The 24,729-nt window shown below is 41.2% G+C and carries 18 protein-coding genes; 9 read left to right on the plus strand and 9 right to left on the minus strand.

Translation table 11 applies throughout. The features are described from left to right. The 9 genes from ADI74_RS05165 to ADI74_RS05205 all read left to right on the plus strand — a co-directional run. A partial coding sequence (locus tag ADI74_RS05165) for a uracil-DNA glycosylase (RefSeq protein ID WP_049537505.1) occupies positions 1–493 on the plus strand: 493 nt, incomplete at its 5' end. Between the two features lie 9 nt (positions 494–502). Next, positions 503–967 carry an NUDIX hydrolase gene (locus ADI74_RS05170; RefSeq protein WP_001135768.1) on the plus strand — a complete coding sequence of 155 codons (465 nt, stop codon included), beginning with the start codon at positions 503–505 and terminating at the stop codon, positions 965–967. A gap of 12 nt (positions 968–979) precedes the next feature. Beyond that, positions 980–2,248, plus strand: a complete 1,269-nt coding sequence (locus ADI74_RS05175) for a dihydroorotase (RefSeq protein ID WP_049537507.1) — start codon at positions 980–982, stop codon at positions 2,246–2,248. Positions 2,249–2,289: 41 nt separating this feature from the next. Then, entirely contained in the window at positions 2,290–3,630 is a 1,341-nt protein-coding gene (locus tag ADI74_RS05180) for an MATE family efflux transporter (RefSeq protein ID WP_049537508.1), read from the plus strand. Positions 3,631–3,804: 174 nt separating this feature from the next. Beyond that, positions 3,805–4,773, plus strand: coding sequence for a thiamine pyrophosphate-dependent dehydrogenase E1 component subunit alpha (locus ADI74_RS05185; protein WP_049537510.1), 969 nt, complete (start codon positions 3,805–3,807; stop codon positions 4,771–4,773). Positions 4,774–4,789: 16 nt separating this feature from the next. Further along, complete coding sequence (locus ADI74_RS05190; protein ID WP_000448724.1) at positions 4,790–5,782, plus strand: alpha-ketoacid dehydrogenase subunit beta; 993 nt, start codon at positions 4,790–4,792, stop codon at positions 5,780–5,782. 324 nt (positions 5,783–6,106) lie between these two features. Continuing rightward, positions 6,107–7,150: a dihydrolipoamide acetyltransferase gene (locus tag ADI74_RS05195; RefSeq protein WP_049537512.1), complete on the plus strand. Its 1,044-nt coding sequence runs from the start codon at positions 6,107–6,109 to the stop codon at positions 7,148–7,150. A 45-nt stretch (positions 7,151–7,195) separates the two neighbouring features. Further along, on the plus strand, positions 7,196–8,899 hold the full coding sequence (lpdA, locus tag ADI74_RS05200; protein WP_049537515.1) for a dihydrolipoyl dehydrogenase: 1,704 nt from the start codon (positions 7,196–7,198) through the stop codon (positions 8,897–8,899). Between the two features lie 203 nt (positions 8,900–9,102). Beyond that, positions 9,103–10,092 carry a lipoate--protein ligase gene (locus ADI74_RS05205; protein WP_049537517.1) on the plus strand — a complete coding sequence of 330 codons (990 nt, stop codon included), beginning with the start codon at positions 9,103–9,105 and terminating at the stop codon, positions 10,090–10,092. A gap of 73 nt (positions 10,093–10,165) precedes the next feature. Here ADI74_RS05205 and xerS read toward each other — a convergent pair whose 3' ends face one another. From xerS to ADI74_RS05255, 9 genes are all read right to left on the minus strand, one after another. Further along, complete coding sequence (gene xerS / locus ADI74_RS05210) at positions 10,166–11,236, minus strand: tyrosine recombinase XerS (RefSeq protein ID WP_049537518.1); 1,071 nt, start codon at positions 11,234–11,236, stop codon at positions 10,166–10,168. A gap of 595 nt (positions 11,237–11,831) precedes the next feature. Then, the gene (locus tag ADI74_RS05215; RefSeq protein ID WP_049537649.1) at positions 11,832–13,382 is read right to left on the minus strand and encodes a ClC family H(+)/Cl(-) exchange transporter; all 1,551 of its coding nucleotides are present in this window, start codon (positions 13,380–13,382) and stop codon (positions 11,832–11,834) included. Between the two features lie 16 nt (positions 13,383–13,398). After that, positions 13,399–14,178: a ribonuclease HII gene (locus ADI74_RS05220; RefSeq protein ID WP_049537520.1), complete on the minus strand. Its 780-nt coding sequence runs from the start codon at positions 14,176–14,178 to the stop codon at positions 13,399–13,401. Continuing rightward, entirely contained in the window at positions 14,165–15,016 is an 852-nt protein-coding gene (gene ylqF, locus ADI74_RS05225; RefSeq protein WP_049537522.1) for a ribosome biogenesis GTPase YlqF, read from the minus strand. Before ylqF ends, ADI74_RS05220 begins: the two co-directional genes overlap by 14 nt. Before the next feature lie 203 nt (positions 15,017–15,219). Beyond that, positions 15,220–16,398 carry a hypothetical protein gene (locus ADI74_RS05230; protein ID WP_049537523.1) on the minus strand — a complete coding sequence of 393 codons (1,179 nt, stop codon included), beginning with the start codon at positions 16,396–16,398 and terminating at the stop codon, positions 15,220–15,222. A 122-nt stretch (positions 16,399–16,520) separates the two neighbouring features. Further along, positions 16,521–20,174, minus strand: coding sequence for a helicase-exonuclease AddAB subunit AddA (addA, locus tag ADI74_RS05240; RefSeq protein WP_049537524.1), 3,654 nt, complete (start codon positions 20,172–20,174; stop codon positions 16,521–16,523). Next, positions 20,171–23,446 carry an ATP-dependent nuclease subunit B gene (gene rexB / locus ADI74_RS05245; protein ID WP_049537525.1) on the minus strand — a complete coding sequence of 1,092 codons (3,276 nt, stop codon included), beginning with the start codon at positions 23,444–23,446 and terminating at the stop codon, positions 20,171–20,173. The genes addA and rexB overlap by 4 nt, the downstream gene beginning before the upstream one ends. Positions 23,447–23,574: 128 nt before the next feature. Then, positions 23,575–24,246, minus strand: a complete 672-nt coding sequence (locus ADI74_RS05250; protein ID WP_049537526.1) for a CPBP family intramembrane glutamic endopeptidase — start codon at positions 24,244–24,246, stop codon at positions 23,575–23,577. A 52-nt stretch (positions 24,247–24,298) separates the two neighbouring features. Next, complete coding sequence (locus tag ADI74_RS05255) at positions 24,299–24,520, minus strand: hypothetical protein (RefSeq protein WP_007521927.1); 222 nt, start codon at positions 24,518–24,520, stop codon at positions 24,299–24,301. Positions 24,521–24,729 lie beyond the last annotated feature (209 nt).

The raw sequence follows: 24,729 nt of genomic DNA on the forward strand, positions 1-24,729 counted from the left end.
TAAGGTGGTGATTCTAGGGCAGGATCCCTATCATGGACCAGGACAGGCTCAGGGCTTGAGTTTTTCTGTACCCGATGCTATTCCAGCCCCGCCATCCTTGCAAAATATCTTGAAAGAATTAGCAGATGACATCGGAGTTAAGAAATCCCATGATTTGACGGCTTGGGCTGAGCAAGGAGTCTTACTTCTCAATGCTTGCTTGACCGTTCCTGCTGGGCAGGCCAATGGTCATTCTGGACAGATATGGGAGCCCTTTACAGATGCTGTGATTCAGGTGGTCAATAATCTGGATAGGCCAGTGGTCTTTGTACTCTGGGGCGCTTATGCACGCAAGAAGAAGTCCTTGGTTACCAATCCTCACCACTTGATTATCGAATCAGCCCATCCCAGTCCTTTATCTGTTTTCAGAGGATTTTGGGGTTCCAAGCCTTTTTCTAAGGCTAATGCATTTTTAAAAGAGACAGGACAAGAGCCAATCGATTGGCTTAGATAAGGAGAGAAGATGCCTCAGTTAGCGACGATTTGCTACATTGATAACGGAAAAGAACTACTCATGCTCCATCGCAATAAAAAGCCCAATGATGTCCATGAAGGCAAATGGATTGGTGTGGGTGGTAAGTTAGAGCGAGGGGAGACACCTCAGGAATGCGCGGCGCGTGAAATCCTCGAAGAAACAGGTCTGAAAGCCAAACCTGTTCTAAAAGGCGTTATCACTTTTCCAGAATTCACACCAGATTTAGACTGGTACACCTATGTTTTTAAGGTGACAGAGTTTGAGGGTGACTTGATTGACTGCAATGAGGGGACGCTGGAATGGGTTCCCTATGATGAAGTCTTGAGCAAGCCAACTTGGGAAGGGGACCACACCTTTGTTGAGTGGCTTTTAGAGGACAAACCCTTCTTCTCAGCTAAGTTTGTTTATGATGGGGATAAATTATTGGATACCCAAGTTGATTTTTATGAATAAAGGAGAAAGCAGATGCTACTAATCAAAAAAGGCCGTGTAATGGATCCCAAGTCTGGTTTGGATCAAGTGTGTGATGTTTTAGTCAAAGATGGAAAAATTGTCAAGATTGCTCCCGAAATCAAGGCAGACGGAGCGCAAGTCCTAGATGCGACTGGTCTAGTAGTAGCGCCTGGTTTAGTGGACATTCATGTTCACTTCCGTGAGCCTGGTCAAACCCACAAGGAGGATATTCATACCGGTGCACTAGCGGCAGCGGCAGGTGGTTTCACAACGGTTGTCATGATGGCTAATACCAATCCAACCATCTCAGACGTGGAGACCTTGCAAGAAGTTCTTCAGTCAGCTGCTAAAGAGAAAATCAATATCAAGACGGTTGCGACTATTACCAAGAACTTTAATGGCCAAGACTTGACTGATTTTAAGGCACTTTTAGAAGCTGGAGCCGTTGGATTTTCAGATGATGGAATTCCGCTTGAAAGTAGCAAAGTTCTCAAAGAAGCCTTGGAAACTGCTAAAAAACTTGGCACCTTTGTTTGTCTACATGAGGAAGATCCCGGATTGAACGGTATTCTTGGCTTTAATGAAAACATCGCTAAAGATCACTTCAAGATCTGTGGAGCGACAGGGGTAGCAGAATACGCCATGATTGCGCGTGATGTCATGATTGCCTATGCAACTAAGGCCCATGTTCATATCCAGCATTTGTCTAAGGAAGAAAGTGTCAAGGTAGTGGAATTCGCTCAAGGTTTGGGAGCGCAAGTCACAGCAGAAGTGGCACCACAACATTTTTCTAAGACAGAAACTCTTCTTTTAACTCAAGGTAGCAATGCCAAAATGAATCCTCCGCTTCGTTTGGAGTCAGACCGCCGTGCCGTTATCGAAGGTCTCAAGTCAGGTGTTATCACAGTTATCGCAACGGACCACGCGCCTCACCATGCAGATGAAAAAAATGTAGAAGATATCACCAAAGCGCCATCTGGTATGACAGGTTTGGAAACCTCTCTTTCTCTTGGTTTGACTTATTTGGTGGAAGCTGGTGAGCTAAGCTTGATGGAATTACTAGAAAAAATGACTGTCAATCCAGCCAAACTTTACAACTTTGAAGCAGGCTACTTGGCTGAAACTGGTCCAGCGGATATCACCATCTTTGATGACAAGGCTGATCGTACTGTTGGTCCAAACTTTGCTTCAAAATCAGCTAATTCTCCATTTATCGGCGAAACCTTAAAAGGGCAGGTCAAATATACTATCTGTAAGGGACAAATCGTCTACCAAAAATAGGTGGGACTCTGCTCTATAAACTATAAGAATAGAGAGCGTATATGTATCGAACCCATCAATTTAAAGATAAGTTTGTCTTATTTCTTAAGATATTTTTCCCTATCCTGATTTATCAGTTTGCCAATTATTCTGCCTCTTTCGTCGATACAACCATGACGGGGCATTACAATACCATGGACCTGGCTGGCGTTTCAACTGCAACGAGTCTATGGAATCCTTTCTTCACTTTTTTGACAGGGATTGTTTCGGCTATGGTTCCCATCATAGGCTATCATCTAGGACGAGGTAAAAAGGAAGAAGTGGCATCTGACTTTTACCAATTTATCTACTTGGCTTTCGGACTGTCTTTGGTCTTGCTTGGCATGGTAGTATTCTTAGCGCCGCCTGTCTTAAACCATATCGGACTAGAAGCTCAAGTGGCAGCTGTTTCGGTTTCTTACCTTTGGTACTTGTCTATCGGAATTATTCCCTTGTTGCTTTTTAGTGTTGTCCGATCGCTACTTGATTCACTCGGTCTGACCAAGCTATCTATGTACCTCATGCTCTTATTACTACCTTTAAATTGTGGATTTAACTATTTGTTAATTTATGGTGCCTTTGGGTTTCCAGAGTTAGGGGGAGCAGGAGCAGGATTAGGTACTTCCCTGGCTTACTGGTGTCTTCTCGGAATCTCTGTCATCATCCTTTTAAAGCAGGAAAAGTTAAAAGAGTTTCATTTGGAAAAACCACTTCCGCTTGATCTAGAAAAGATCAAAGAAGGGATTCGTTTGGGCTTACCAATCGGTGGTACAGTTTTTGCTGAGGTGATTATTTTTTCTGCCGTTGGTTTGATTATGGCAAAATTTTCGTCTATGATTATTGCCAGCCACCAGTCAGCCATGAACTTCTCAACTCTCATGTATGCCTTTCCAGTGAGCATTTCTTCTGCCATGGCCATAGTTGTTTCTTATGAGGTTGGAGCTAAGCGTTTTAATGATGCCAAGTCCTATATCAAAATTGGTCGTTGGATAGCTTTGATATTTGCAGGTTTTACCTTAAGTTTCCTCTATATCTTGAGAGATGTCGTAGCAAGTTTATATGGAAATAATCCTGACTTCATTAAATTAACATCTACCTTCCTAACTTATAGTCTATTTTTCCAATTAGCTGACACTGTTGCAGCTCCTTTGCAAGGAATACTCAGAGGTTACAAGGATACGGTTGTTCCTTTTTATCTTGGAGTCATTGCTTACTGGGCGGTGTCCATTCCATTAGGCTTATTCTTAGACCAAGTAACAACTTTGGGAGCCTATTCTTACTGGATTGGTTTAATAGCAAGTTTAGTCGTTAGTGCTATCCTCTATCAATGGCGCTTGCAAACGATTATGAAAAGAATCAACTAATTTTTGGAAAATTACTTGAAAAACTTTGTGAAAAAATATTCTTATCAAAGAAAATCCCTGTTTTTCGGGGATTTCTTTTTTGTGTTTTGTGAATTTTTCTTAATAAATACTTTGACAGTGTATACTAAAAAAGGTAAAATAGTAAGGTAAGAACAATGTTAGAAAGGCAAGATTATGTCAACTTTAGATAAAAATCTTTTGCTAGAGATGTTCCGTAAGATGGAAGAAATCCGTCGCATGGACTTAAAAATTGCTCAGTTAGTGAAAAAGGGAAAAGTTCCCGGTATGACTCACTTTTCTGTTGGAGAGGAAGCTGCTAACGTCGGAGCTATGCTGGCCCTCAACCCAGATGACCTGATCACCTCAAATCACCGTGGTCATGGTCAAGCTATCGCCAAAGGGATTGACCTCAACGGAATGATGGCTGAAATCCTTGGGAAATACACTGGAACCTGTAAAGGAAAAGGTGGTTCCATGCACATTGCTGACCTTGATGCTGGTAACCTCGGTGCCAATGGTATCGTAGGTGGTGGTATGGGAATCGCTGTTGGTGCAGCCCTCAGTCAACAAATGCAGAACACTGGAAAAATCGTCGTTTGCTTCTTTGGAGATGGCGCGACTAACGAAGGTGTCTTCCACGAAGCAGTGAACATGGCTTCTATCTGGAACCTTCCAGTTATTTTCTATTGCATTAACAACGGTTACGGTATCTCTGCGGATATCAAGAAAATGACTAACGTGGAACATATCCATCACCGTAGCGCAGCTTATGGAATTCCTGGAATGTTTATCGAAGATGGAAACAATGTCATTGATGTTTATGAAGGATTTAAGAAAGCTGTAGATCATGTTCGTGGTGGCAATGGTCCAGTCTTGATTGAAAGTGTAACTTATCGCTGGCTCGGTCACTCATCATCTGACCCTGGTAAATATCGTACACGTGAAGAAGTAGAATTGTGGAAACAAAAAGACCCAATTGAAAAACTCCGCAATTACCTTATTGAAAATAATATTGCAAGCGCTGAAGAATTGGAAGAAATCCAAGCACAAGTCAAGGAAGCAGTAGAAGCTTCTGTTAAATTTGCTGAGGAAAGCCCATTCCCACCGCTTGAATCCGCATTTGAAGATATTTACGCAGACTAAGGAGAAAGAGATAAAAATGGAAACAAAAACAATGTCCTTCCGTGACACCATTATCCTTGCTATGTCTGAGGAAATGCGTCGCGATGAAAATGTGTTCTTGATGGGAGAAGACGTCGGTGTCTTCGGAGGAGACTTCGGAACTTCTGTTGGAATGCTTGAAGAATTTGGCCCAGAACGTGTCCGTGACTGTCCTATTTCTGAAGCTGCTATCTCTGGAGCGGCAGCGGGAGCAGCCATGACGGGACTTCGTCCAATCGTCGATATGACCTTCATGGACTTCTCGGTTATTGCCATGGACAATATCGTCAACCAAGCTGCCAAAACACGTTATATGTTTGGTGGTAAAGGTCAGGTTCCAATGACTGTCCGATGTGCAGCTGGTAACGGAGTTGGTTCTGCTGCCCAGCACTCGCAATCCCTAGAGTCTTGGTTTACTCATATTCCTGGACTTAAGGTTGTAGCGCCTGGTACGCCTGCTGACATGAAAGGACTTCTCAAGTCTTCTATCCGTGATAATAACCCTGTTATCATTCTTGAGTACAAGTCAGAATTTAACCAAAAAGGGGAAGTGCCAGTTGATCCAGACTATACAATCCCACTTGGGGTTGGGGAAATCAAACGCCAAGGTACAGATGTAACAGTTGTTACTTATGGGAAAATGCTTCGCCGTGTGGTTCAAGCTGCTGAAGAATTGGCAGAAGAAGGAATTTCGGTTGAAATTGTGGACCCACGTACCCTTGTACCGCTTGATAAGGATATTATCATTAACTCAGTTAAGAAGACTGGTAAAGTTGTTCTGGTCAACGACGCCCACAAAACAAGTGGCTATATCGGAGAGATTTCAGCAATTATTTCTGAATCAGAAGCATTTGACTATCTAGATGCACCAATCCGCCGTTGTGCAGGAGAAGATGTGCCAATGCCTTACGCGCAAAATCTAGAAAATGCAATGATTCCAACTGTTGAAAGCATCAAAGATGCCATCCGTAAGACTTATAACAAAGAATAGAGTTACATAAGATAAGTTATGTAAATAAAATCAGACGATAACTTTGTATCTTTTAGGTGCAGAGCTCTTCGTCCTTAATAACTTAGATTAGAGCACGGGCTAAAAGCTCGGAAAAAAGATAAATCTCCTTGGCTTCATCAAAGTCTGCGTCGATTTCCTATTTTTCGGTCGCTTTTAAACGCCCTTAGTATCATGTAATTGAATTCGGACGGAGGTCTGCGAAAAAAAGAAAGATTTCCTTGTGTTCATCGAACACATCGTCAATCTCCTATTTTTTCATTGCCCTCTGCGTCCTTAATATCTTAGTATAGAATTGGAGAGGTCATGGCTGATGACAAGCTAAGAGCGACTCCTGCGGCTAGAAAGTTAGCGGATGATTTAGGGATCAATCTCTACGATGTTTCTGGCTCAGGTGCAAACGGTCGTGTCCACAAAGAAGACGTGGAAACTTATAAAGACACAAACGTGGTTCGCATTTCGCCACTTGCAAAACGAATTGCCCTCGAACATAACATTGCTTGGCAGGAAATCCAAGGAACGGGTCATCGTGGTAAGATCATGAAGAAGGATGTTTTGGCCTTACTTCCTGAAAATATCGAAAACGACACCATCAAGTCTCCTGCTCAAATTGAAAAAGCGGAAGAAGTTCCAGATACTATCACTCCTTATGGTGAGATTGAGCGTATTCCAATGACACCAATGCGTAAGGTTATCGCCCAACGTATGGTTGAATCCTACCTAACTGCGCCAACCTTCACACTCAACTATGATGTCGATATGTCAGAAATGTTGGCCCTTCGTAAGAAGGTTCTTGATCCTATTATGGAAGCAACTGGTAAGAAAATTACGGTTACAGATCTTCTTTCACTGGCTGTTGTTAAGACATTGATGAAACACCCTTACATTAACGCTTCATTGACTGAAGACGGCAAGACTATTATCACTCATAATTATGTCAACCTTGCTATGGCAGTTGGGATGGATAATGGATTGATGACGCCTGTTGTTTACAATGCTGAAAAGATGAGCCTTTCAGAGTTGGTTGTAGCCTTCAAAGATGTCATTGGTCGTACCTTGGATGGTAAATTAGCTCCAAGTGAACTTCAAAATTCAACATTTACAATCAGTAACTTGGGAATGTTTGGCGTTCAGTCCTTTGGCCCGATCATCAACCAACCCAACTCAGCTATTCTGGGTGTAAGTTCGACAATCGAGAAACCAGTTGTTGTCAATGGTGAGATTGTTATCCGACCAATCATGAGTCTAGGATTAACCATTGACCACCGTGTCGTAGATGGTATGGCTGGTGCTAAGTTTATGAAAGACTTGAAAACCTTGATTGAGAATCCAATCTCAATGTTGGTTTAAAAATACAGTATTTATTTTTAGAGATATAGATAAAGGAAGTAAGACATGGCCTTAGAAGTAATTATGCCAAAAGCCGGCGTGGATATGACAGAAGGACAAATAGTCCAATGGAATAAAAAAGTCGGTGAATTTGTAAAAGAAGGAGAAATCCTTTTGGAAATCATGACTGACAAAGTCAGCATGGAATTGGAAGCTGAAGAAGATGGATACTTGATTGCCATCCTCAAAGGAGATGGTGAAACTGTTCCAGTAACTGAAGTTATCGGTTACCTAGGGGAAGAAGGGGAAAACATCCCAACAGCTGGAGCGGCTGCACCAGAATCAAAACCTGCACCTGCAGCTAGTGCCTCAAACGACGACGGTAAGAGCGATGATGCCTTTGATATCGTTGTGATTGGTGGAGGTCCTGCTGGATATGTAGCAGCCATTAAAGCTGCCCAACTCGGTGGGAAGGTTGCCCTTGTTGAGAAATCTGAACTCGGTGGAACCTGCTTGAACCGTGGATGTATCCCAACTAAGACCTACCTTCACAATGCTGAAATCATCGAAAACATCGGTCATGCGGCAAACCGTGGTATCGTCATCGAAAATCCAAACTTCACTGTAGATATGGATAAACTCCTTGAAACCAAGTCTAAGGTTGTCAATACTTTGGTTGGTGGCGTTGCGGGTCTTCTTCGCAGCTACGGAGTTACTGTTCATAAAGGAATTGGTACCATCACTAAAGACAAGAATGTCTTGGTTAATGGTTCGGAATTGCTTGAAACCAAGAAAATCATCCTTGCTGGTGGTTCAAAAGTCAGCAAGATAAATGTTCCTGGTATGGAATCTTCACTCGTGATGACAAGTGACGACATTCTTGAAATGAACGAAGTTCCAGAAAGCCTTGTTATCATCGGTGGTGGTGTTGTCGGTATCGAACTTGGTCAAGCCTTCATGACATTTGGTTCAAAAGTGACTGTTATTGAAATGATGGACCGTATCGTTCCAGCTATGGATGCGGAAGTTTCTAAGAATCTTCGCTTGATCCTTGAGCGTAAAGGAATGACCATCTTAACAGGTACAAAACTGCAAGAAATCATCGAGGAAAATGGTCAACTTCGTATTAAAGTTGAAGGAAAAGACGATATCATCGCAAGCAAAGCTCTTCTTTCAATCGGCCGTGTGCCAGATCTTGAAGGTATTGGCGATGTTGAGTTTGAATTGGATCGTGGTCGCATCAAGGTCAACGAATACATGGAAACTTCTGTTCCAGGTATCTATGCACCAGGTGATATCAATGGTACCAAGATGTTGGCTCACGCAGCCTTCCGCATGGGTGAAGTTGCCGCTGAAAATGCCCTCAAAGGAAACCATGCTGTTGCCAAATTGAACTTGACTCCTGCAGCCATCTACACTCTTCCTGAAGTAGCAGCAGTAGGTCTAACTGAAGAACAAGCTCGTGAGAAATACGATGTAGCCATCGGTAAATTCAACTTTGCTGCGAACGGACGTGCTATTGCATCGGATGCTGCTCAAGGTTTCGTAAAAGTCATTGCAGATAAGAAATACGGAGAAATCCTTGGTGTGCACATCATTGGTCCTGCAGCTGCAGAATTGATCAATGAGGCATCAAGCATCATCGAAATGGAAATCACTGTTGAAGAAATGCTTAAGACCATCCACGGACATCCAACCTACTCTGAAGTGATGTACGAAGCATTTGCAGATGTTCTAGGAATGGCCATCCATTCACCTAAGAAAAAATAAATAAGATTTTCAACTAAATTTTCTTAAAGTAGCACGGACGGCAGCGACCTCTATTAGAGTTCCATACCTAAAAATTGAGCCTATTGTCTCAATTTTTCCGAGAAATGTAACGATAACACGATAACACGTTACATTTCTTTTTACCACTTTAGAAAATTTGATTGCTATGAACAGAATTTAAAAACTAAATTTTTGGAAATACTATGAAATACATTATCAATCATTCAAACGACACTGCCTTTAATATCGCCTTGGAAGAATATGCCTTTAAACATCTTTTGGATGAAGATCAAATCTTCCTACTTTGGATTAACAAGCCATCTATCATTGTTGGGCGTCACCAGAACACTATCGAAGAAATCAACCGTGATTATGTTCGAGAAAATGGCATTGAGGTAGTCCGCCGTATCAGTGGTGGTGGAGCTGTTTATCACGATTTAAACAACCTCAACTACACCATCATTTCAAAAGAAGATGAAAACAAGGCCTTTGACTTTAAGAGTTTTTCAACTCCAGTCATCAATACCTTGGCTCAACTTGGTGTTAAAGCTGAGTTCACAGGCCGTAATGACCTTGAGATTGACGGTAAGAAATTCTGTGGCAATGCCCAAGCCTATATCAATGGACGTATCATGCACCACGGTTGCTTGCTCTTTGACGTTGATTTGACAGTCCTTGCTAACGCCCTCAAGGTTTCAAAGGACAAATTTGAGTCAAAAGGTGTGAAATCCGTCCGTGCTCGTGTAACCAATATTGTCAATGAATTACCAGAAAAAATCACAGTTGAAGAATTCCGTGATTTGCTATTGGAATACATGAAAAAAGAGTACCCAGAGATGACTGAATATGTCTTTTCAGAAGAAGAATTGGCCGAAATCAATCGTATCAAGGATACCAAGTTTGGTACTTGGGACTGGAACTACGGTAAATCACCTGAATTTAACGTCCGTCGTGGAACAAAATTCACTAGTGGTAAAGTAGAAATCTTTGCCAATGTTCTCGAATCAAAAATCCAAGACATCAAGATTTATGGTGACTTCTTTGGTATCGAGGACGTTGCAGCAGTAGAAGATGTCGTCCGTGGAGTGAAATACGAACGCGAAGATGTTCTAAAGGCCTTAGAAACTATTGATATTACACGCTACTTCGCGGGTATCAGCCGAGAAGAAATCGCTGAAGCGGTAGTAGGATAAAAAGAAAAGAAGTTAGTTGTATGACTAGCTTCTTTTTTGAATATAAATTTACATAATTTATAATATGTAATAATCATAAACTATCTAAAGCGTTCTTTTGTTCATCATTGACGATATGGGTATAGAGGTCAGTGACTTGTGTACTGGCGTGTCCTAGCTGATGGCTGACCAAAACTTGCGATTTAGTCGCATCATAGAGCCTAGTTGCCAGGGTATGGCGCAGTTTGTGGGGAGTTACACGGACTTTGAAGTTCTCAGAGTACTTAGCAACCATCTTTTCCACGCTAGAAGCATCGATACGATTGGGAACGCCACGATATAAGGTCAGAAAGAGAGCTGTATCCGTCTTTTCCGTCTTATAACGTTGATTTCGAATGGCGAGATAATTCTCTAGATAAGGTTTTGCAAAGGCCGCGACATTGACCGAGTCACGTTTGCCACCTTTTCGAGTGACATCAATGACCATCATTTTGAGATTGAGATCTCTTAGATCCAGATTTACAGCTTCGGACAAGCGGACGCCAGACGCCAAGAGAAGGGCAATAATAGCTAAATCACGTTCTTTATTTTTGTTAAATGATGAAAGAGCTCGATTTGAGAGCTGTTGTGGGTACTCCTGGTCGATATAGGTTAGAAAACCTTCTGTTTCATCACCTAGAAAGAGCTTTTGCTTGATGTTTTCAGCTCTGGCAGCAAGTGTTTCTTTCTTTTTCTTGGTTGAAACTTTCTTCATTACATTACGATAGAAATAAGGCTCCCCTTGGTCGTTTTCAACTTCCTCAGTTAGATATTTGTATAGACTGGAAAGTGCTGACAAGGTCCGATTGATAGTTGTCTGTGAAACGCCTTGTTTGGTTGTATTAGCATTTAGCAAAGGTCGTTCTCTTAGATATAGGATAAAGGATTCCATATCTTTCTTTGACATGTTTTCCAAGACCGATAAAGGAATATCAGCCATTTTATCAGCTTTTGAAATCCCAGACTCTAAAACCCAGCTGAAAAATCGGTCATATTCCTTGAGGTATTCATACAAGGTTGTAAAACTGTATGGAACAGCAAGCTTAGATTGGTAGTATTCCAGAACATACCAGGGCATGATTTGTTTTAGTTTGTCGATTCGTTCCAGTAAAATCTCACGTTTCATGTATTTTCTCCATAATTAAGTCTACTAGTAGTATAGCATAGACATATGTATTTTTCAAGAAAATTATAGTTTTTCGGAAAGATGTTGTATGTGTTTGGTGATATTCTTGATTGAGAAAACCCATAAAATAGATAGCCAAAAATTTTTTTAGAGCCAATTATCCTCAATTATGTACTTTATTTAAGTGAATACTGGAAATTTTTCAAATGTACATTTTAGTGAAAATGACTATTACCAAAAACCTAAACCTTGATTGTTCAAGATTTGTAGGCTTATAAGGGTTTAATAAAGGTTGAAATTGTATTTTATACATCTAAGCTGCTAGATCAAAAATGTACTTTATTTTTCCTTAAAATAAAGTACATTTCATTTATAAAGTACATTTTTAGAGAGTTTACATTACGCCTTAAATTCAGACAAACCAAGGGTTCATCTACTTTCTTGGGAAAAGTACAAAAATTTAAGTTTTTAAAATAAAACAAAGACCTGGTTCTGTTTTTCATAAAAACCAAGTCTTTTGTGTATGATATGAATCTACAAAATTTCCACGTTTCATGAATTACATAACCAAAATTATGTAACATATATTCTTAATCTACAACAACAAATCTTTGACTTTTCCAATTTCACTTTTTGGAATCACCAGGTGAATCATATCACCCAGATACATCCTGGTTGAGCCATTAACTGTTTGACTTTTACCATTATGGAGTTGGGTTGTAATGAGTACATTCTGTGGTAAGTTGAGTTCATGGACTTGTTTTCCAGCTATTCTATCTGAAACAGGGATTTCGATAAGAGTTACTTCTCCGTCGTCTGTCACTTCTTCTGGCATCATTTTCTCAAGCATGGCCTCGTATACTGGGGCACCCTTTAGTAAATCCATGATAATGTAGGCTACCAAAGTAACAAGTCCGAGAGGCATGAGATTTCGGATGTCACCAACCATTTCGGTTACAAGGATCATGGCTGTTAGGGGAGCCTTGGATATTGCTCCAAAGTAGCCACTCATTCCTAAAATGATAAATATTGGAAATTGTTCCTGGCTTACAAGTCCAAGATTAACACAAATGACGCCAACTAGTGCACCAAGTAAGGAACCAAGGGCCAGAATAGGTAGGAAAATTCCACCTGGTAGTCCACTACCATAACTCATCATACTCCAAATAAAACGAATGAGGAAGTAGGCAAGTAAGACTTGAAAACTAAAGTGTTGCTCAGTTAAAGAAAGAACAATTTGGTTCCCACCACCAAGCATTTGCGGCATAAAAATCCCTACTGGTATGATAAGGATAAAAGCTAAGATTGGATAATAAGCTCTATCTAAATGGATTTTTTGACCAAGCCAGTCATAAACTTTGCTGACATTAAGCACAGCTTTTTCATAAAGAAAACCAGAAATGCCGAGAAAAATACCCATAACCAAATAAATCCAATACTGATCCAGAGTCATGAGAGGGATATTGTCAGGCATATCCAATACGGGCGTTAGGCCGAACATAAGGAGCGAAACAAAGTTTGCTACAATACTGGCTGCTAGAGTGGAAACCCAGAAAAATCTTGAAAAGTGATGATAGACTTCTTCTACTACAAAGAGAAGGCCTGCTATTGGGGCGTTAAAGGCTGCAGCTAAACCAGCGGCTGCTCCACTGGCAATTAAGGAACGTTCCTCAACTGGACTCGATTTGAGCCATTTAGCAATTCCCTTACCTCCAACTGCTCCAAGTTGAATACTCGGCCCTTCCCTACCCAGCATGAGTCCGCTGGCAATTGCAAGGGTGCCTAAAACATATTTCTTCCAGAGAACACTCCACCAATTAAGCGACAAGAGTCCTTTTAATTCGGCCTCAACTTGTGGGATCCCAGAGCCTTTGATATCTTTCTCTGAGCGAGTTAATTTAGCACTGAGCCAGCAGATGAGTATGTAGAATAGAGCAAGGACAAAAAGATTGCGCACTAGGTGCGCTTGATCTTGATAGAGGCCTTGTATTAGGTGGAAGCCCTTTTCAATTAAGAAACGAAAAGATCCAACGATTAGCCCGACAACTAGCCCGACGATGATTCCTCGCCCAACTTGGGATAATATGGTACTTGAAGCAAAGGCAAATTCTTTCTTGGAGCTGAGTATTTCTGACTGTTCCTCCATAATCATTTCCTCCAATTTAACTTTCTTTGTTTGCTGCGACCAGTGATTTTATCGGTTCAAAACTAGTCCGATGAATGGGAGTAACTCCTTGTTTATCAAGACCTTCTAAGTGTTTTGCTGTTCCATATCCAGCATTAGAAGCGAAATCATATCCAGGATACTGGTTGTCATAATCCTTCATTAAATTATCCCGTGTCACTTTGGCAACTATTGATGCGGCTGCGATAGAGAGCGAGTTCGCATCTCCCTTGATGATGGCTGTTTGGGAAATCGGTAAATCAAGCTGCATGGCATCAATCAAGAGGTGCTCAGGTTGGGGACTGAGCTGAGAGATTGCTTCTTTCATAGCAAGCTTAGTTGCTTCATAGATATTGACTTGGTCAATAACTTGATTATCCATGATTCCAACGCCGATTGCGAGAGCTTGGTCTTGAACGGCTTGAAAAATTTCCAAATGTTTCTTTTTGGGGATTTTCTTACTATCGTTGAGGCCTCTAATTTTACAATTTTTAGGCAAGATTACCGCTGCAGCGATCACAGGTCCAGCCAAAGGACCACGGCCAACCTCGTCAACGCCTGCTATTAAGCTTAATCCTTGTTTATAAAGTTCTTTTTCATAGGAAAGCATGTTTTCTAGACGAAGTTTTTCTTCAAGTTCAGCCTGAATGGCTTTTTTCCGCTTGCTGATTTCCTTTTGAACTCCAGAACGAGTATCCTTTTCCAGTTCAAGAAAAATGGGATTGTCTAAGTCTTTGACCGTAGCAAGAAGTTCCTTGATTTCTTTAATCGTCATCATCGATGTCGTCCAATGTATCTAAGGTATAGTTACCGAGTTTTCCATCACGAACTTCCTTCACGAAAAGACTGTAAAAACGGTCGTAGTCGTCACGGAAACCGAGGGCACGTGTCATATCCATGATGATAACAGGCGCTTCTTCTTCTATCTTCATTTGTTTGAAGCGTTCAGCTAGCTTTTCTGGATAATGTTTTTTGAAATAATTGAGACCAAAAATGGTTACCTCATCCATAGGAAGCAACTGGTCTTTAATTGCTCCAGTTAAGGCTAATTTCAGTGCGACAGCATCATCTTCAAACTTAGGCCAAAGAATCCCTGGTGTGTCAAGGATTTCAAGGTCTTTATTGGTTTTAAGCCATTGTTGCCCCTTGGTAACACCTGGTTTATTGCCGACCACCGCAATCTTTTTCCCAGCCAAACGGTTCATCAGAGTTGATTTGCCAGCATTTGGAATTCCAATAATCATGGTACGCAAAGTTTCAATTTTTATACCGCGTTCTTTCTGGCGTGCAATCTTATCAGCCATAAGCTTTTTGGCTGCATCTGTCACAACTTTTACGGTAACTTGCTCTTTGGAGTTGATTGCCAGAGTTTGAATCCCTTGTGATTCAAAGTACTGACGCCATTCTTTTGTCATTACTGGATCGGCCAGATCAGCCTTATTTAAAATCAAGAGTTTGGGTTTATCACCCACAATCTTGATTAACATAGGATTTTGACTAGATAAAGGTAGGCGAGCATCCACCAAAATCGTCACAAAATCAACAAATTTTAAATTCTCCTGAACTTGTCTCCGAGCCTTAGACATGTGGCCCGGAAACCATTGAATAGTAGCCATAATAATTCCCCTTCCGACTAAAAAAACGTGATAAAAACGTTTTCTTTCTTACCATCTATTCTATCATAAATGGTCCCTCTTTGCATAGGCTTTTGTCTACAAAAATGAGTATATAAAGTAGAAATATTTGCATAAATAATGTATTGTTATATCAAAGCATTAGAAAAACACCTAGCAAGTTATAATGATGATAGGTGTTTTTCTTATAAGATTATCCTTGAGAGAAAAGGGCTGATACAATTTTTGACAATCCTTTCACTCCAGAAAATTTGTGCTGGGGATAAATAATCAGCTCTTAAACATTCTTTTAAAAATTCAGCAACTTGATCTGGTGCAATCTCAAACTCAAAGGCTTTCATTTTGTAGAAAAAGTCGACGAGATGCTCAGATAAGTAATCTTCTGAAAAGGCCACTTCACCATATTTTCGATACTCCAGCAAGAGTCGAGAGAACCTGGCTTTTTCATCTGGTAAATTACGAAAATAAGAATTTATTAGCAAAATTTGTTTTTGCTTTCGTTCAATAGGATCTTGGTTCGCAATTCGTTGCTCTTTTTCAAGTTCTTTTTGATTTTGCTTTGCCTTGACAGCCCGTTCTTCTCTATTTTTTCCAAAGAGAATTTTTTCCCACTTTCGTTCTTCTCGGGTGAGAGTTTCTGTAAAGCCAAAATAATCTTGATAGGCTCGTTCTGCAGGTCCCATGGCAAGAATGAGGTTGTCAGCGTATTGCTTGGCGATTTTATCTCTCTTCTTGCGTTCTTTCTCTGCTTGAATCCGTAAATGCTGCTCGTAGTCGATTTTCTCCTTGCCTAGTTTGACAAGGTAGAGTTGGTCATCAGTCTTGCCAAGTAGAAAAGGTTTGATACACTTTTCCAGTACTTCTTCCATACGATCCTTCTTTATCGGCTCTGCCTTGGTCCAACTTCCACCTTGAAAGACTTCTAGGAAGATCTGGTAATCTTTCTCAGGTGCAAATTGATTGCCACGATTGGCTTTGAAAACACCTTTATCCCAAAACCATTTTAGAAGTCGTTCGTCAAAATCGACTTTATTGACCTTGATTTTTTCCTTTTTCTGAGCTTTTCTAGTTAAGTTTTCAACTTTTCTGAGTAGTTTTTCTTCCTCTTCTAGTTGCTGGTCAAGACTTAATCGATGAAAATGGCGAACACAGTCACTGCCGATAGGAAAGAGACGTTGTCCTGTGACATTGTTAAAGAGTTCGTAAGCATATTTAATGGCATTTCCGCAGATACAATTGCTACGCCCAATGCCATTAAAAATCAAGGAAACTTCATTCCATTCCTTGGTTGCTTGATCCCAAGTATCGGCTTTTGAAGCCTGTAAAACTGCGTCATGCAGGGATTTTCTAACTGGAAGTGGCATGAGGTCTCCTTTCTAATACTCAATGAAAATCAAAGAGTAAACTAGGAAGCTAGCCGCAGGCTGTACTTGAGTACAGCAAGGTGAAGCTGACGAGGTTTGAAGAGATTTTCGAAGAGTATAAATTATACTTTTACAACTTGAATCTCATCTTTGCCGAGTAAAATCAGGTATTTCTCAATATTTTCAATCGAATAGGCTCGTGATAAGGCTTCTCCATATAGGGCTAACTGACTACGATAGCGGTCTATGAGTTGACTTGGTTGATCGTAACGGTCTGTTTTGTAGTCGAAAAGAACGATACGATTCTTATAAAGAAGATAGCCATCCAAGATTCCACGAACAACAAAGTCTTCCTGACTCTTTTGGTCGCGTTTGAGCATGGAGAAAGGTTGCTCACGATAGAGATAGTCAGTATTAGCGAGAATCTCCTGACCGAGTGGCGTATCAAAGAAAGCTAGGATTTTAGAAAGATTGATCTTGTCTCTAACAGCTGGGCTGGTTTGAACTTGGTGCAGAGTATCTTTCAGGTTATCAAGTGTTGGTTGCTGACTGAGGTCGATTCTCTGCATCAGTTCGTGTGTTGCACTACCAATCTCAGCTCCTGTCACCCTTTCTTTAGTTGAAAAATCTGGTAAATCAAAGCTGATTTTCTTGTCTACTGACTGACTTTGACCTGCAATCTCAACACCTTCCATATCCATAACAGGTTCGTAGAATTTCTTGATTTGGCTTGGGGTTTGAACACTTGGAAGTTCAATGGCTGCGCGGTGAAGAGTATTATAAACTTCCACTTCTTTCAGCATTTCAAGGGCTTCTTTAATCGTTTCAGACTGACGATTGTCTGCTTGAGAACTATCTTGTAGAGGACTCTTGTTTTCCAACTCTCCGATAGCTTCTCTGGTCAGCTGGTCTTCACCAACGAAACGGTAGCTAAAGTTGAGATGATCTTTGGCAAACACTTTAGTGATAGCCCAAACCCAATCTTGGAAATTCTTGGCTTGCAGTCTAGTATTGCTATCTAATTTTCCGCTCTCAGCTGATGGATATTCCTTGGCTTCTAGCTTTTCACGAGACCCCTTGCCGACAAGATAGAGCTTTTTCTCAGCTCGCGTCATGGCAACATACAGCAGACGCATCTGCTCTGAATAGCTAGCCAATTGCAGTTCTTTCTCATTCTGGATATAAGTTAGACTAGGAATGGAGAGTTTGATGGTTTTAGGATAGTGTGCTTCCACTGCTCCTGTTTCCACCTTGGCAATGTGTTTGACACCAAGCCCATTTTGACGGCTGAGAATGACGTCTGACATCGAATCTTGCTTGTTGAAGTCCTGATCCATGTTGAGGATAAAGACATAGGGAAACTCCAGACCTTTGCTCTTGTGAATGGTCATAAGTTCTACCGCATCCTTAGGCGGAGCGACGGCTACGCTTGCGAGATCATGCTGAGCCTCCAAAACCTGATCAATCATTCGAATAAAACGAGACAAGCCCTTGAAATTACTCTTTTCAAACTGGTCTGCTCTCAAAGCTAACGCATAGAGATTGGCTTGTCTGGCAGGACCATTTGGCAAAGCTCCGACATAATCATAGTAAAAACGATCGTTGTATATCTTCCAAATCAAGTCATAGAGGGAGTGGGTTTTGGCATATAAGCGCCAAGAATCCAAGATATCCATGAACTGACTTAGTTTTTCAGCTAAAGCTGTGTGAATTAAGGCCTTCTGTTCAGTTGCTTGTTTTTGAGCATTAAGCAGTTTCTCATAGAGATTTTCTTGGACCTTATCTTCTGCTTTCTGAAGGGACAAGCGTGCCAACTCGTCCTCATCAAAGCTAAACATAGGAGACTTCATAAGGGCAACCAAGGCATAGTCTTGCAGGGGATTGTGGATGACACGAAGGGTGTCTAGCATGACTTGCACTTCTAGGGATTGGAGGTAATTATTTTGTTCTCCGTCTGTTTTGACAGGAATCCCATACTCAGACAAAGCGAGGAGGATCTGGTCATTACGACTGCGACTGGAAGTCAAAAGGGCAATTTCCTTAAAGGCTACACCATTCTCTTGATGGAGCTTCAGGATTTCCTTGATAACCAGACGCATTTCCCCAGTGAGTTTCGTTTCTGTTTGGCTCTCTTCCTCCTCTTGCCCACTATCGTCCTTATCGTAGAGGAGAAATTCTGCCTTGTTGTCTGGATTGGGAGTTAGTTTAGTATTGGCAAAAACAAGCTGGTGCATGCTATCATAGTTGATTTCGCCGACTTCTTGGTCCATGAGGCGTTCAAAAACATCGTTGGTTGCTGATAGCACTTCTGAACTGCTACGGAAATTTTCCTTGAGGAGAATCAACTTGCCTTCTTGAGGATTATGCGCATAGCGTTGGAATTTTTCATTGAAAATCTGCGGGTCTGCCTGACGGAAACGGTAGATGGACTGCTTGATATCCCCCACCATAAAGCGATTATGACCATTCGACAGCAATTCCAGCATCCGTTCTTGAATGTGGTTGGTATCCTGATACTCATCGACCATGACTTCGTGGAACCGTTCCTGATAAGCCTCGCGGACTTGTGGGAAATTCTCTAAAATCTCAATGGTATAATGGCTGATATCAGCAAATTCAAAGGCATTTTCCTGACGTTTACGTTCACGATAAGCCTCCACAAAATCACTCATAAAGGTTTGGAAGGTTTTAGCTAGATCCCAGGTGTCTTCATGATAACGATCTTGATAGTCGAGAATGGTTATCTGGTCTGACAGTTGTCCTAGTTTAGCAAACTGGACCTTTCTCTCATCGTTATAGGCATCAGCCAGTGTTTTCAAATCGGCCTTACGACTAGAATTAGCCAGAGCTCGACCATTTTTCTCCTTAGAGATGGCGACAACACGAGTAAGCACTTCTTGATAAGCCTGGCTATCGGACTCTTGATTTAAGGAGCCAATTTGATCCAGAACCTGTTGAACAGCTTCTAAATAGGTAGCTTTTGGAAACTCCTTGGCATCATTATCCAGATGATAACGGAAAAAGCTTTCCAAATCCCAAAGCGCCTGCTTGATTTTCTCATACAGTTTTTCTTTTTCACTAGTAAAATCAGCTTCTTCAAACCCTTTGAGAAAAGACTCGTTCAACCATTTTTGTGGACTGCTGGTGGATTGGAGGAAATCATAGATTTTGTAGACTTGTTGGCGCAGACCACGTTCATCCTTGCCACGCCCAGCAAAGTTTTTCACCAAACGACTAAATTTCTCTTTATTCTCACCTTGGTAATGCTCTTCAAACACCTGATGAAAAACTTCGTTTTTTAAGAGTAACTGTTCGCTTTCATTTTGCAAAATACGGAAGTTCGGTGCGATATCAATCAAATAACCATGCTTGCCAAGGAATTTTTGCGTGAAGGAGTCCATGGTTCCAATGGCCGCGTTTGGTAGATCTGCCAACTGACGTCCCAAGTGTTGTTTGAGATCAACATCATCGATTTCTTGGATTTGCTGGCTGATTTTTTTCTCCAAGCGTTTCTTGAGTTCTGTAGCAGCCTTGACGGTAAAGGTCGAGATAAAGAGTTGACTGATTTCTACACCACGGGCTAATTGGTCCAGAATGCGCTCTGCCATGACAAAGGTCTTCCCTGAACCAGCAGACGCTGAAACAAGGATATTTTGCCCTGCCGTATAAATGGCTTCGATTTGCTCGGCAGTTTTCTTTTGTTCCTTGCTCGAATTCGCTTCTGCTTCTTGCAATTTTTGAATCTCTTCCTCAGTTAAAAAAGAAATAGGTTTCATCGATTCAACTCCTCTCTCATTTTCTCAAACCAAGCTTGCTTGAGTTTTTCTCCGACCAGTCGTTTGCCGTCAGACAACTCTAATTTCTCAAGGAAACGGGCTTGTCCCAAGTGGTAATTGGCTTCAAAACCTGTAATGGCTTGATGTTGCTGAACGTACGGGGCAATACTTCTGCCATTCTCTGTGTATGGATTAATGGCAAAATGGCCTTGTAAAATCTTCTCAGCTGCCTTCTTGTAAAGATAGGCATTGTAGTCCAATAAGAGCTGGAATTCCTCGTCTGTCAGCTGGTTGGGCTTGTTTTTGTTGTAAAATTCTCCCAAATGACTGCTTTCTTTCTCTAAAAAGAGTCCTTGGTATTTCATTGATTTGCTGGCTTCTACTACTGCTCCTGCCAGACTCTTAACAGCTAATAAAGATTGGACAGGCTCAGCCATTTCCAAGTACATGGCACCGAAAAAGTTCTGCTCCCCTTCTCTTTTTAGGGCAGCAAGATAGGTTGGCAGTTGGGAATTAAGCCCATTAAAGAAATGAGGAAACTGGAACTGAGTCAGACTAGACTTGTAGTCCACCACTCCTAGCGCTCCATCAGCTTTCAAACGGTCGATTCGGTCAACCTTGCCTCGCACATGGACACTGCGACCATTATCCAATTGAATAAAGGCTTGATCCTTGCCACCAAATGTTGCCTCCTCTTGGATGGTTTCGATAGCTGGATTATGACGAAGGATGTGGCCCGTAGTTCGCGCGACATCAAGCAGAACTTCCTTGGTAAACTGGGCTTCCAAACTTTCCTGATAAATAGCTTCAAATTCGCGTTCTTGGCTGGTTTCTTGAATAGCTTGCTCCAGACGTTGGTCAAACGGATTTTCTGCAGGCAGTTTCAAGGCACGTTCAAAAATACGATGCAAGAAATTCCCGTGACTGCGAGCATCTGGACGAAGGCGCAATTCTTCCTGCAAACCTAAGACATAACGGAGGAAATAACTGTATTCATTGCGGTAAAACTCTGTCAAACCAGAGGTAGACAGGTAAAACTCCTTGTCAGCGGGATAGAGAGCCTGCAAGGTCTCTTTTTCTAATGGCTTGCTGCTTGGGCTAGTTGGGAGTGCAGGATTTGTAAGGCCTTTTTGATCAAGTTTTTTCCCCATCACACGCGCTAGAACCTTGACAAAGGTCACATCTTTTTCATTTTCACTAGAACCTGCCTGCTGATGATAGGCAACTAAGCTAGACAAGAGACTATGATAAGAACCCATATCATCCTTAGACAGACTTTTTTGATGAATTTTCTTCTCTATTCGGCTAAATCCAAAACTCACCAGTTCCTGAAGATAGGCTGATTCCTTACTCTCATTTTCATTGAGGAGACTTGGAGCTGATAAGACCAACTGCTTACGAGCAGCATTGACTAAGGAAAGCATAGTATAGCGATTTTTCTTGAGGTTTTCACTGCTTGCAATCAGTAATTGTGCTCCCTCTTCAGTCGCTTGGTTTAGGCTTTGTCTTTCTTCGTCTGTTAACAGACTGGTATTTTGCACGATTTTTGGCAGATGATCCTGAGTCAGTCCAATAGCGTAGACAAAGTCAGCGGTCAGAGGTGCAATCAAATCATAACTCTGCACCAGAACAGTGTCCACTGTTGCTGGAATGGTGCGATACTGGGACAAACTCATTCCAGAATGGAGTAAGGCTAGGAAATCCTCCAGACTAACTTGTGAACCGGCAAAAACGGTCGCAAATTGTTCTAAAACATGGCAAAAGGTTTTCCAAACTTCGGCTTGTCTTTCCTGTTCTAGAGTGTCCATAGTAGCTGTCAAGTCTTGCATCTGCTTGCTTAAAGCAGCATTTTTTAGAAAAGTATTCCACTTTTGCAAGAGATTTTCTGCCTTTTGCTTCCGACTGGCAAATAAGGTTTCAAGTGGCTCCAAAACTCGCAGACGAAGGGCATTCAAGCGTTCCAAATCGAATTTTCCGTGGTGGGATTTAGTGAAGGTCTGCTGAAAGGCTGGCAAGCCATTGATACCAAGATAGCGGAGGTATTGCTCAAAAATATCAATCTCAGCCTGACTGAGATCAGTATACAGACCAGTTCTGAGGAGATTAATCAAATCCTCCTGACGGAAACGGTAACGTTTCAAACGCAAAATAGATTCGACATACTGAGTCAAAGGATGATGGGCCATGGATTCACTTCTACCAAGATAGAATGGAATCTGGTACTGGTCAAATATGGTCTTTAAGGATAACTGGTAAGAAGCCACATCCCCTAAGAGAATGCGAAAATGCTTGTAACTCAAGTCTGGATTGTCATGTAATTTCTGACGAATAGCGCGAGCCACCAGCTCCAACTCCTCTTTTTGCGTCAAACAAGACCAGATTTGCAGATGTTCACGGTCCTTCTCATCGACATCTAAAGCGAGTTCTGAAAAGTCATAAGAGGACTCCAGCAAACGAGAGGCCTTGTCAAAACTATCTATCTTCTCATGAGTTTTAGAACGATCCTGAGCAGGTGTTTGGTATTTTGCCCCCAAATGATGAAGAAATTCCACACTGGCTTGATAGAGATTACCTTCAGTAAACGGACTGATATAGGCTTTCTTGCTTGCATAAGCACCAATGACAATCTCAACACCTTTACGATGGAGCAGATCCACCACATGCTCCTCCTCGGCGGAAAAACGGGTAAATCCGTCAATTACCAAGGCAAGTTGACTGAAATCACTACTTACCTTATCATTCTCAATAGCCTCAATCAAATGGGACAACTGACTTCCCTGAGCCAACTGACCCTGATTGAGATAGGCTGTTACTTTCTCAAAAATCAAGAGTAAATCTGCTCGTTTATCCTCATCCGTTAAACTTTCCAAGTCCAAAAAGCTCATTTGAGCAGACGTCATCTCATGATAAAGTTCAACCAACTGCTGGATAAATTGAGGGTCCTGCTTAATCGCACCATAAACACGTAAGTCCTTGGGATCGAGTTCAGCAAGGCATTTATAAAAGGCCATTCCAAGGCCGATGTCATCAAGACTGGTCTTTGTAGACAAGTCATTTAAAACCAGATAACGAGCCATTTGAGCAAAGCGTGTGACAGTAATCGCAAAAGAAGCCTGCTGGGACAAGCATTCCAGCACAGCACGTTCCTTTTCAAATGAAAGAGAGTTGGGGGCGATGTAGAAGACTCGCTTGCCTGCAGCAACCAGCTCTTCCGCCTCTCTGGTTAGGATTTCAGTCAAAGAAGTCCGAATATCAGTATAAAGTAATTTCATCTCTGCCTCGTTGGAATTTTTCATTACCTTTTATTATACCATTTTTTGACTGCTAATCCTATAAATAGAGAGTTCTTAAAACTTCTGAAGAAAAAATGCCGGAAAGTTCCGGCATTGAATGATAAGCACTAACTTGCTGAAAATAGATTTATCCATAAGTACCAAAATGCTGTAATGTTAACCATTAAATGGAGCAAAATGGGATAATAGAGAGAGTGAGTTTTTCGGTAGAGTAATGCTAAAATCGCTCCTCCACTTGCATAGGTGAAAAAGGCGAGTGGTGTTAAACCTGAACTGACATGCACATAGCCAAAGGTGCAGGCCGATAGTAAAACATCTCCATACCAAGGTGAATCTTTCAAAAAAGTATTCATAAGAACTCCCCGATAAACCATTTCTTCTGCAATTGGTCCTGGTAGACAAGTAAGAATCAAAAAATATAGTAACTCTTGTCGACCTGTCATCTCAATCAATTCATTTAAAGCGATTTGATTGGACGTTGCTGGGGTTAAAAAAGAAAACACAGAATCTGAAAGATAATTGACTCCATAAGCAAGAAGCAAATAAACTGGATATCTCCATTTCCATTTCAACTCCAGCATTTTTTTACCTTCGAACACTAGTAAATAAAGTACTGTTAGAAGAGTTACGCTGAGCTCTAAAAAAGCAAGAAGTAAGAAATATTCTCGACTAGCAGGTACAAATCTAGCTGCAAAGTGATTAAAAATCCACCGAAACCAAGTTGATTTGTAAAAAATTAAGGATAATGCTAGTAAAATTTGAATAATTCGTTTTTTCATACTATGCCTCAGCTTTCTCCCCTTGTTTCTTCATATTACTAATAAATTTTACTTAAAATCTCGCAGCACTTCCTTTGCAAAGATGATTGCCTCCGCCAATATATCCTAAATCATAAGTGCCACTGGGACAAAATCCATGAACTGGCATAGTCAATACCGACGCCATTTGCCAACCGTAATAACCATTAGCCTCTTTACCATATCGATTTGCTCCACCTTGTATCATCTCTAATTCTTCATTTGTTAGATTTATATTTTTTTTCATTAAAACCATGATGTATTCCTCCACTATTGTTCAGATTAGTTGAGTAATCTGCTACTCATACCGACTTATAAAAAACTATTTTAAGTTAGTTTTTTTAATATTTGTCTAGTTGCAACTTTGACAACTTTAGTATAGCATATCTTTACAAAATATCCTCTTCAAATCTTGAATTGTCATCCAAACGTCCTAAATTGACATAGTAATCCTTATTTCCCTCA

Origin of the sequence: Streptococcus pseudopneumoniae (genome assembly GCF_001074565.1) — a bacterium.
Lineage (GTDB): Bacteria > Bacillota > Bacilli > Lactobacillales > Streptococcaceae > Streptococcus > Streptococcus pseudopneumoniae_J.

Coding starts and splice junctions, on each gene's coding strand:
- ADI74_RS05190 (WP_000448724.1), top strand. CDS start 4,790: ATGGAAACAAAAACAATGTCCTTCCGTGACACCATTATCCTTGCTATG.
- xerS (WP_049537518.1), bottom strand. CDS start 11,236: ATGAAACGTGAGATTTTACTGGAACGAATCGACAAACTAAAACAAATC.
- ADI74_RS05220 (WP_049537520.1), bottom strand. CDS start 14,178: ATGATGACGATTAAAGAAATCAAGGAACTTCTTGCTACGGTCAAAGAC.
- ADI74_RS05255 (WP_007521927.1), bottom strand. CDS start 24,520: ATGGTTTTAATGAAAAAAAATATAAATCTAACAAATGAAGAATTAGAG.
- ADI74_RS05230 (WP_049537523.1), bottom strand. CDS start 16,398: ATGCCACTTCCAGTTAGAAAATCCCTGCATGACGCAGTTTTACAGGCT.
- ADI74_RS05170 (WP_001135768.1), top strand. CDS start 503: ATGCCTCAGTTAGCGACGATTTGCTACATTGATAACGGAAAAGAACTA.
- ADI74_RS05215 (WP_049537649.1), bottom strand. CDS start 13,382: ATGGAGGAACAGTCAGAAATACTCAGCTCCAAGAAAGAATTTGCCTTT.
- lpdA (WP_049537515.1), top strand. CDS start 7,196: ATGGCCTTAGAAGTAATTATGCCAAAAGCCGGCGTGGATATGACAGAA.
- ADI74_RS05175 (WP_049537507.1), top strand. CDS start 980: ATGCTACTAATCAAAAAAGGCCGTGTAATGGATCCCAAGTCTGGTTTG.
- ADI74_RS05185 (WP_049537510.1), top strand. CDS start 3,805: ATGTCAACTTTAGATAAAAATCTTTTGCTAGAGATGTTCCGTAAGATG.
- addA (WP_049537524.1), bottom strand. CDS start 20,174: ATGAAACCTATTTCTTTTTTAACTGAGGAAGAGATTCAAAAATTGCAA.
- ADI74_RS05180 (WP_049537508.1), top strand. CDS start 2,290: ATGTATCGAACCCATCAATTTAAAGATAAGTTTGTCTTATTTCTTAAG.
- ADI74_RS05205 (WP_049537517.1), top strand. CDS start 9,103: ATGAAATACATTATCAATCATTCAAACGACACTGCCTTTAATATCGCC.
- ADI74_RS05195 (WP_049537512.1), top strand. CDS start 6,107: ATGGCTGATGACAAGCTAAGAGCGACTCCTGCGGCTAGAAAGTTAGCG.
- ylqF (WP_049537522.1), bottom strand. CDS start 15,016: ATGGCTACTATTCAATGGTTTCCGGGCCACATGTCTAAGGCTCGGAGA.
- ADI74_RS05250 (WP_049537526.1), bottom strand. CDS start 24,246: ATGAAAAAACGAATTATTCAAATTTTACTAGCATTATCCTTAATTTTT.
- rexB (WP_049537525.1), bottom strand. CDS start 23,446: ATGAAATTACTTTATACTGATATTCGGACTTCTTTGACTGAAATCCTA.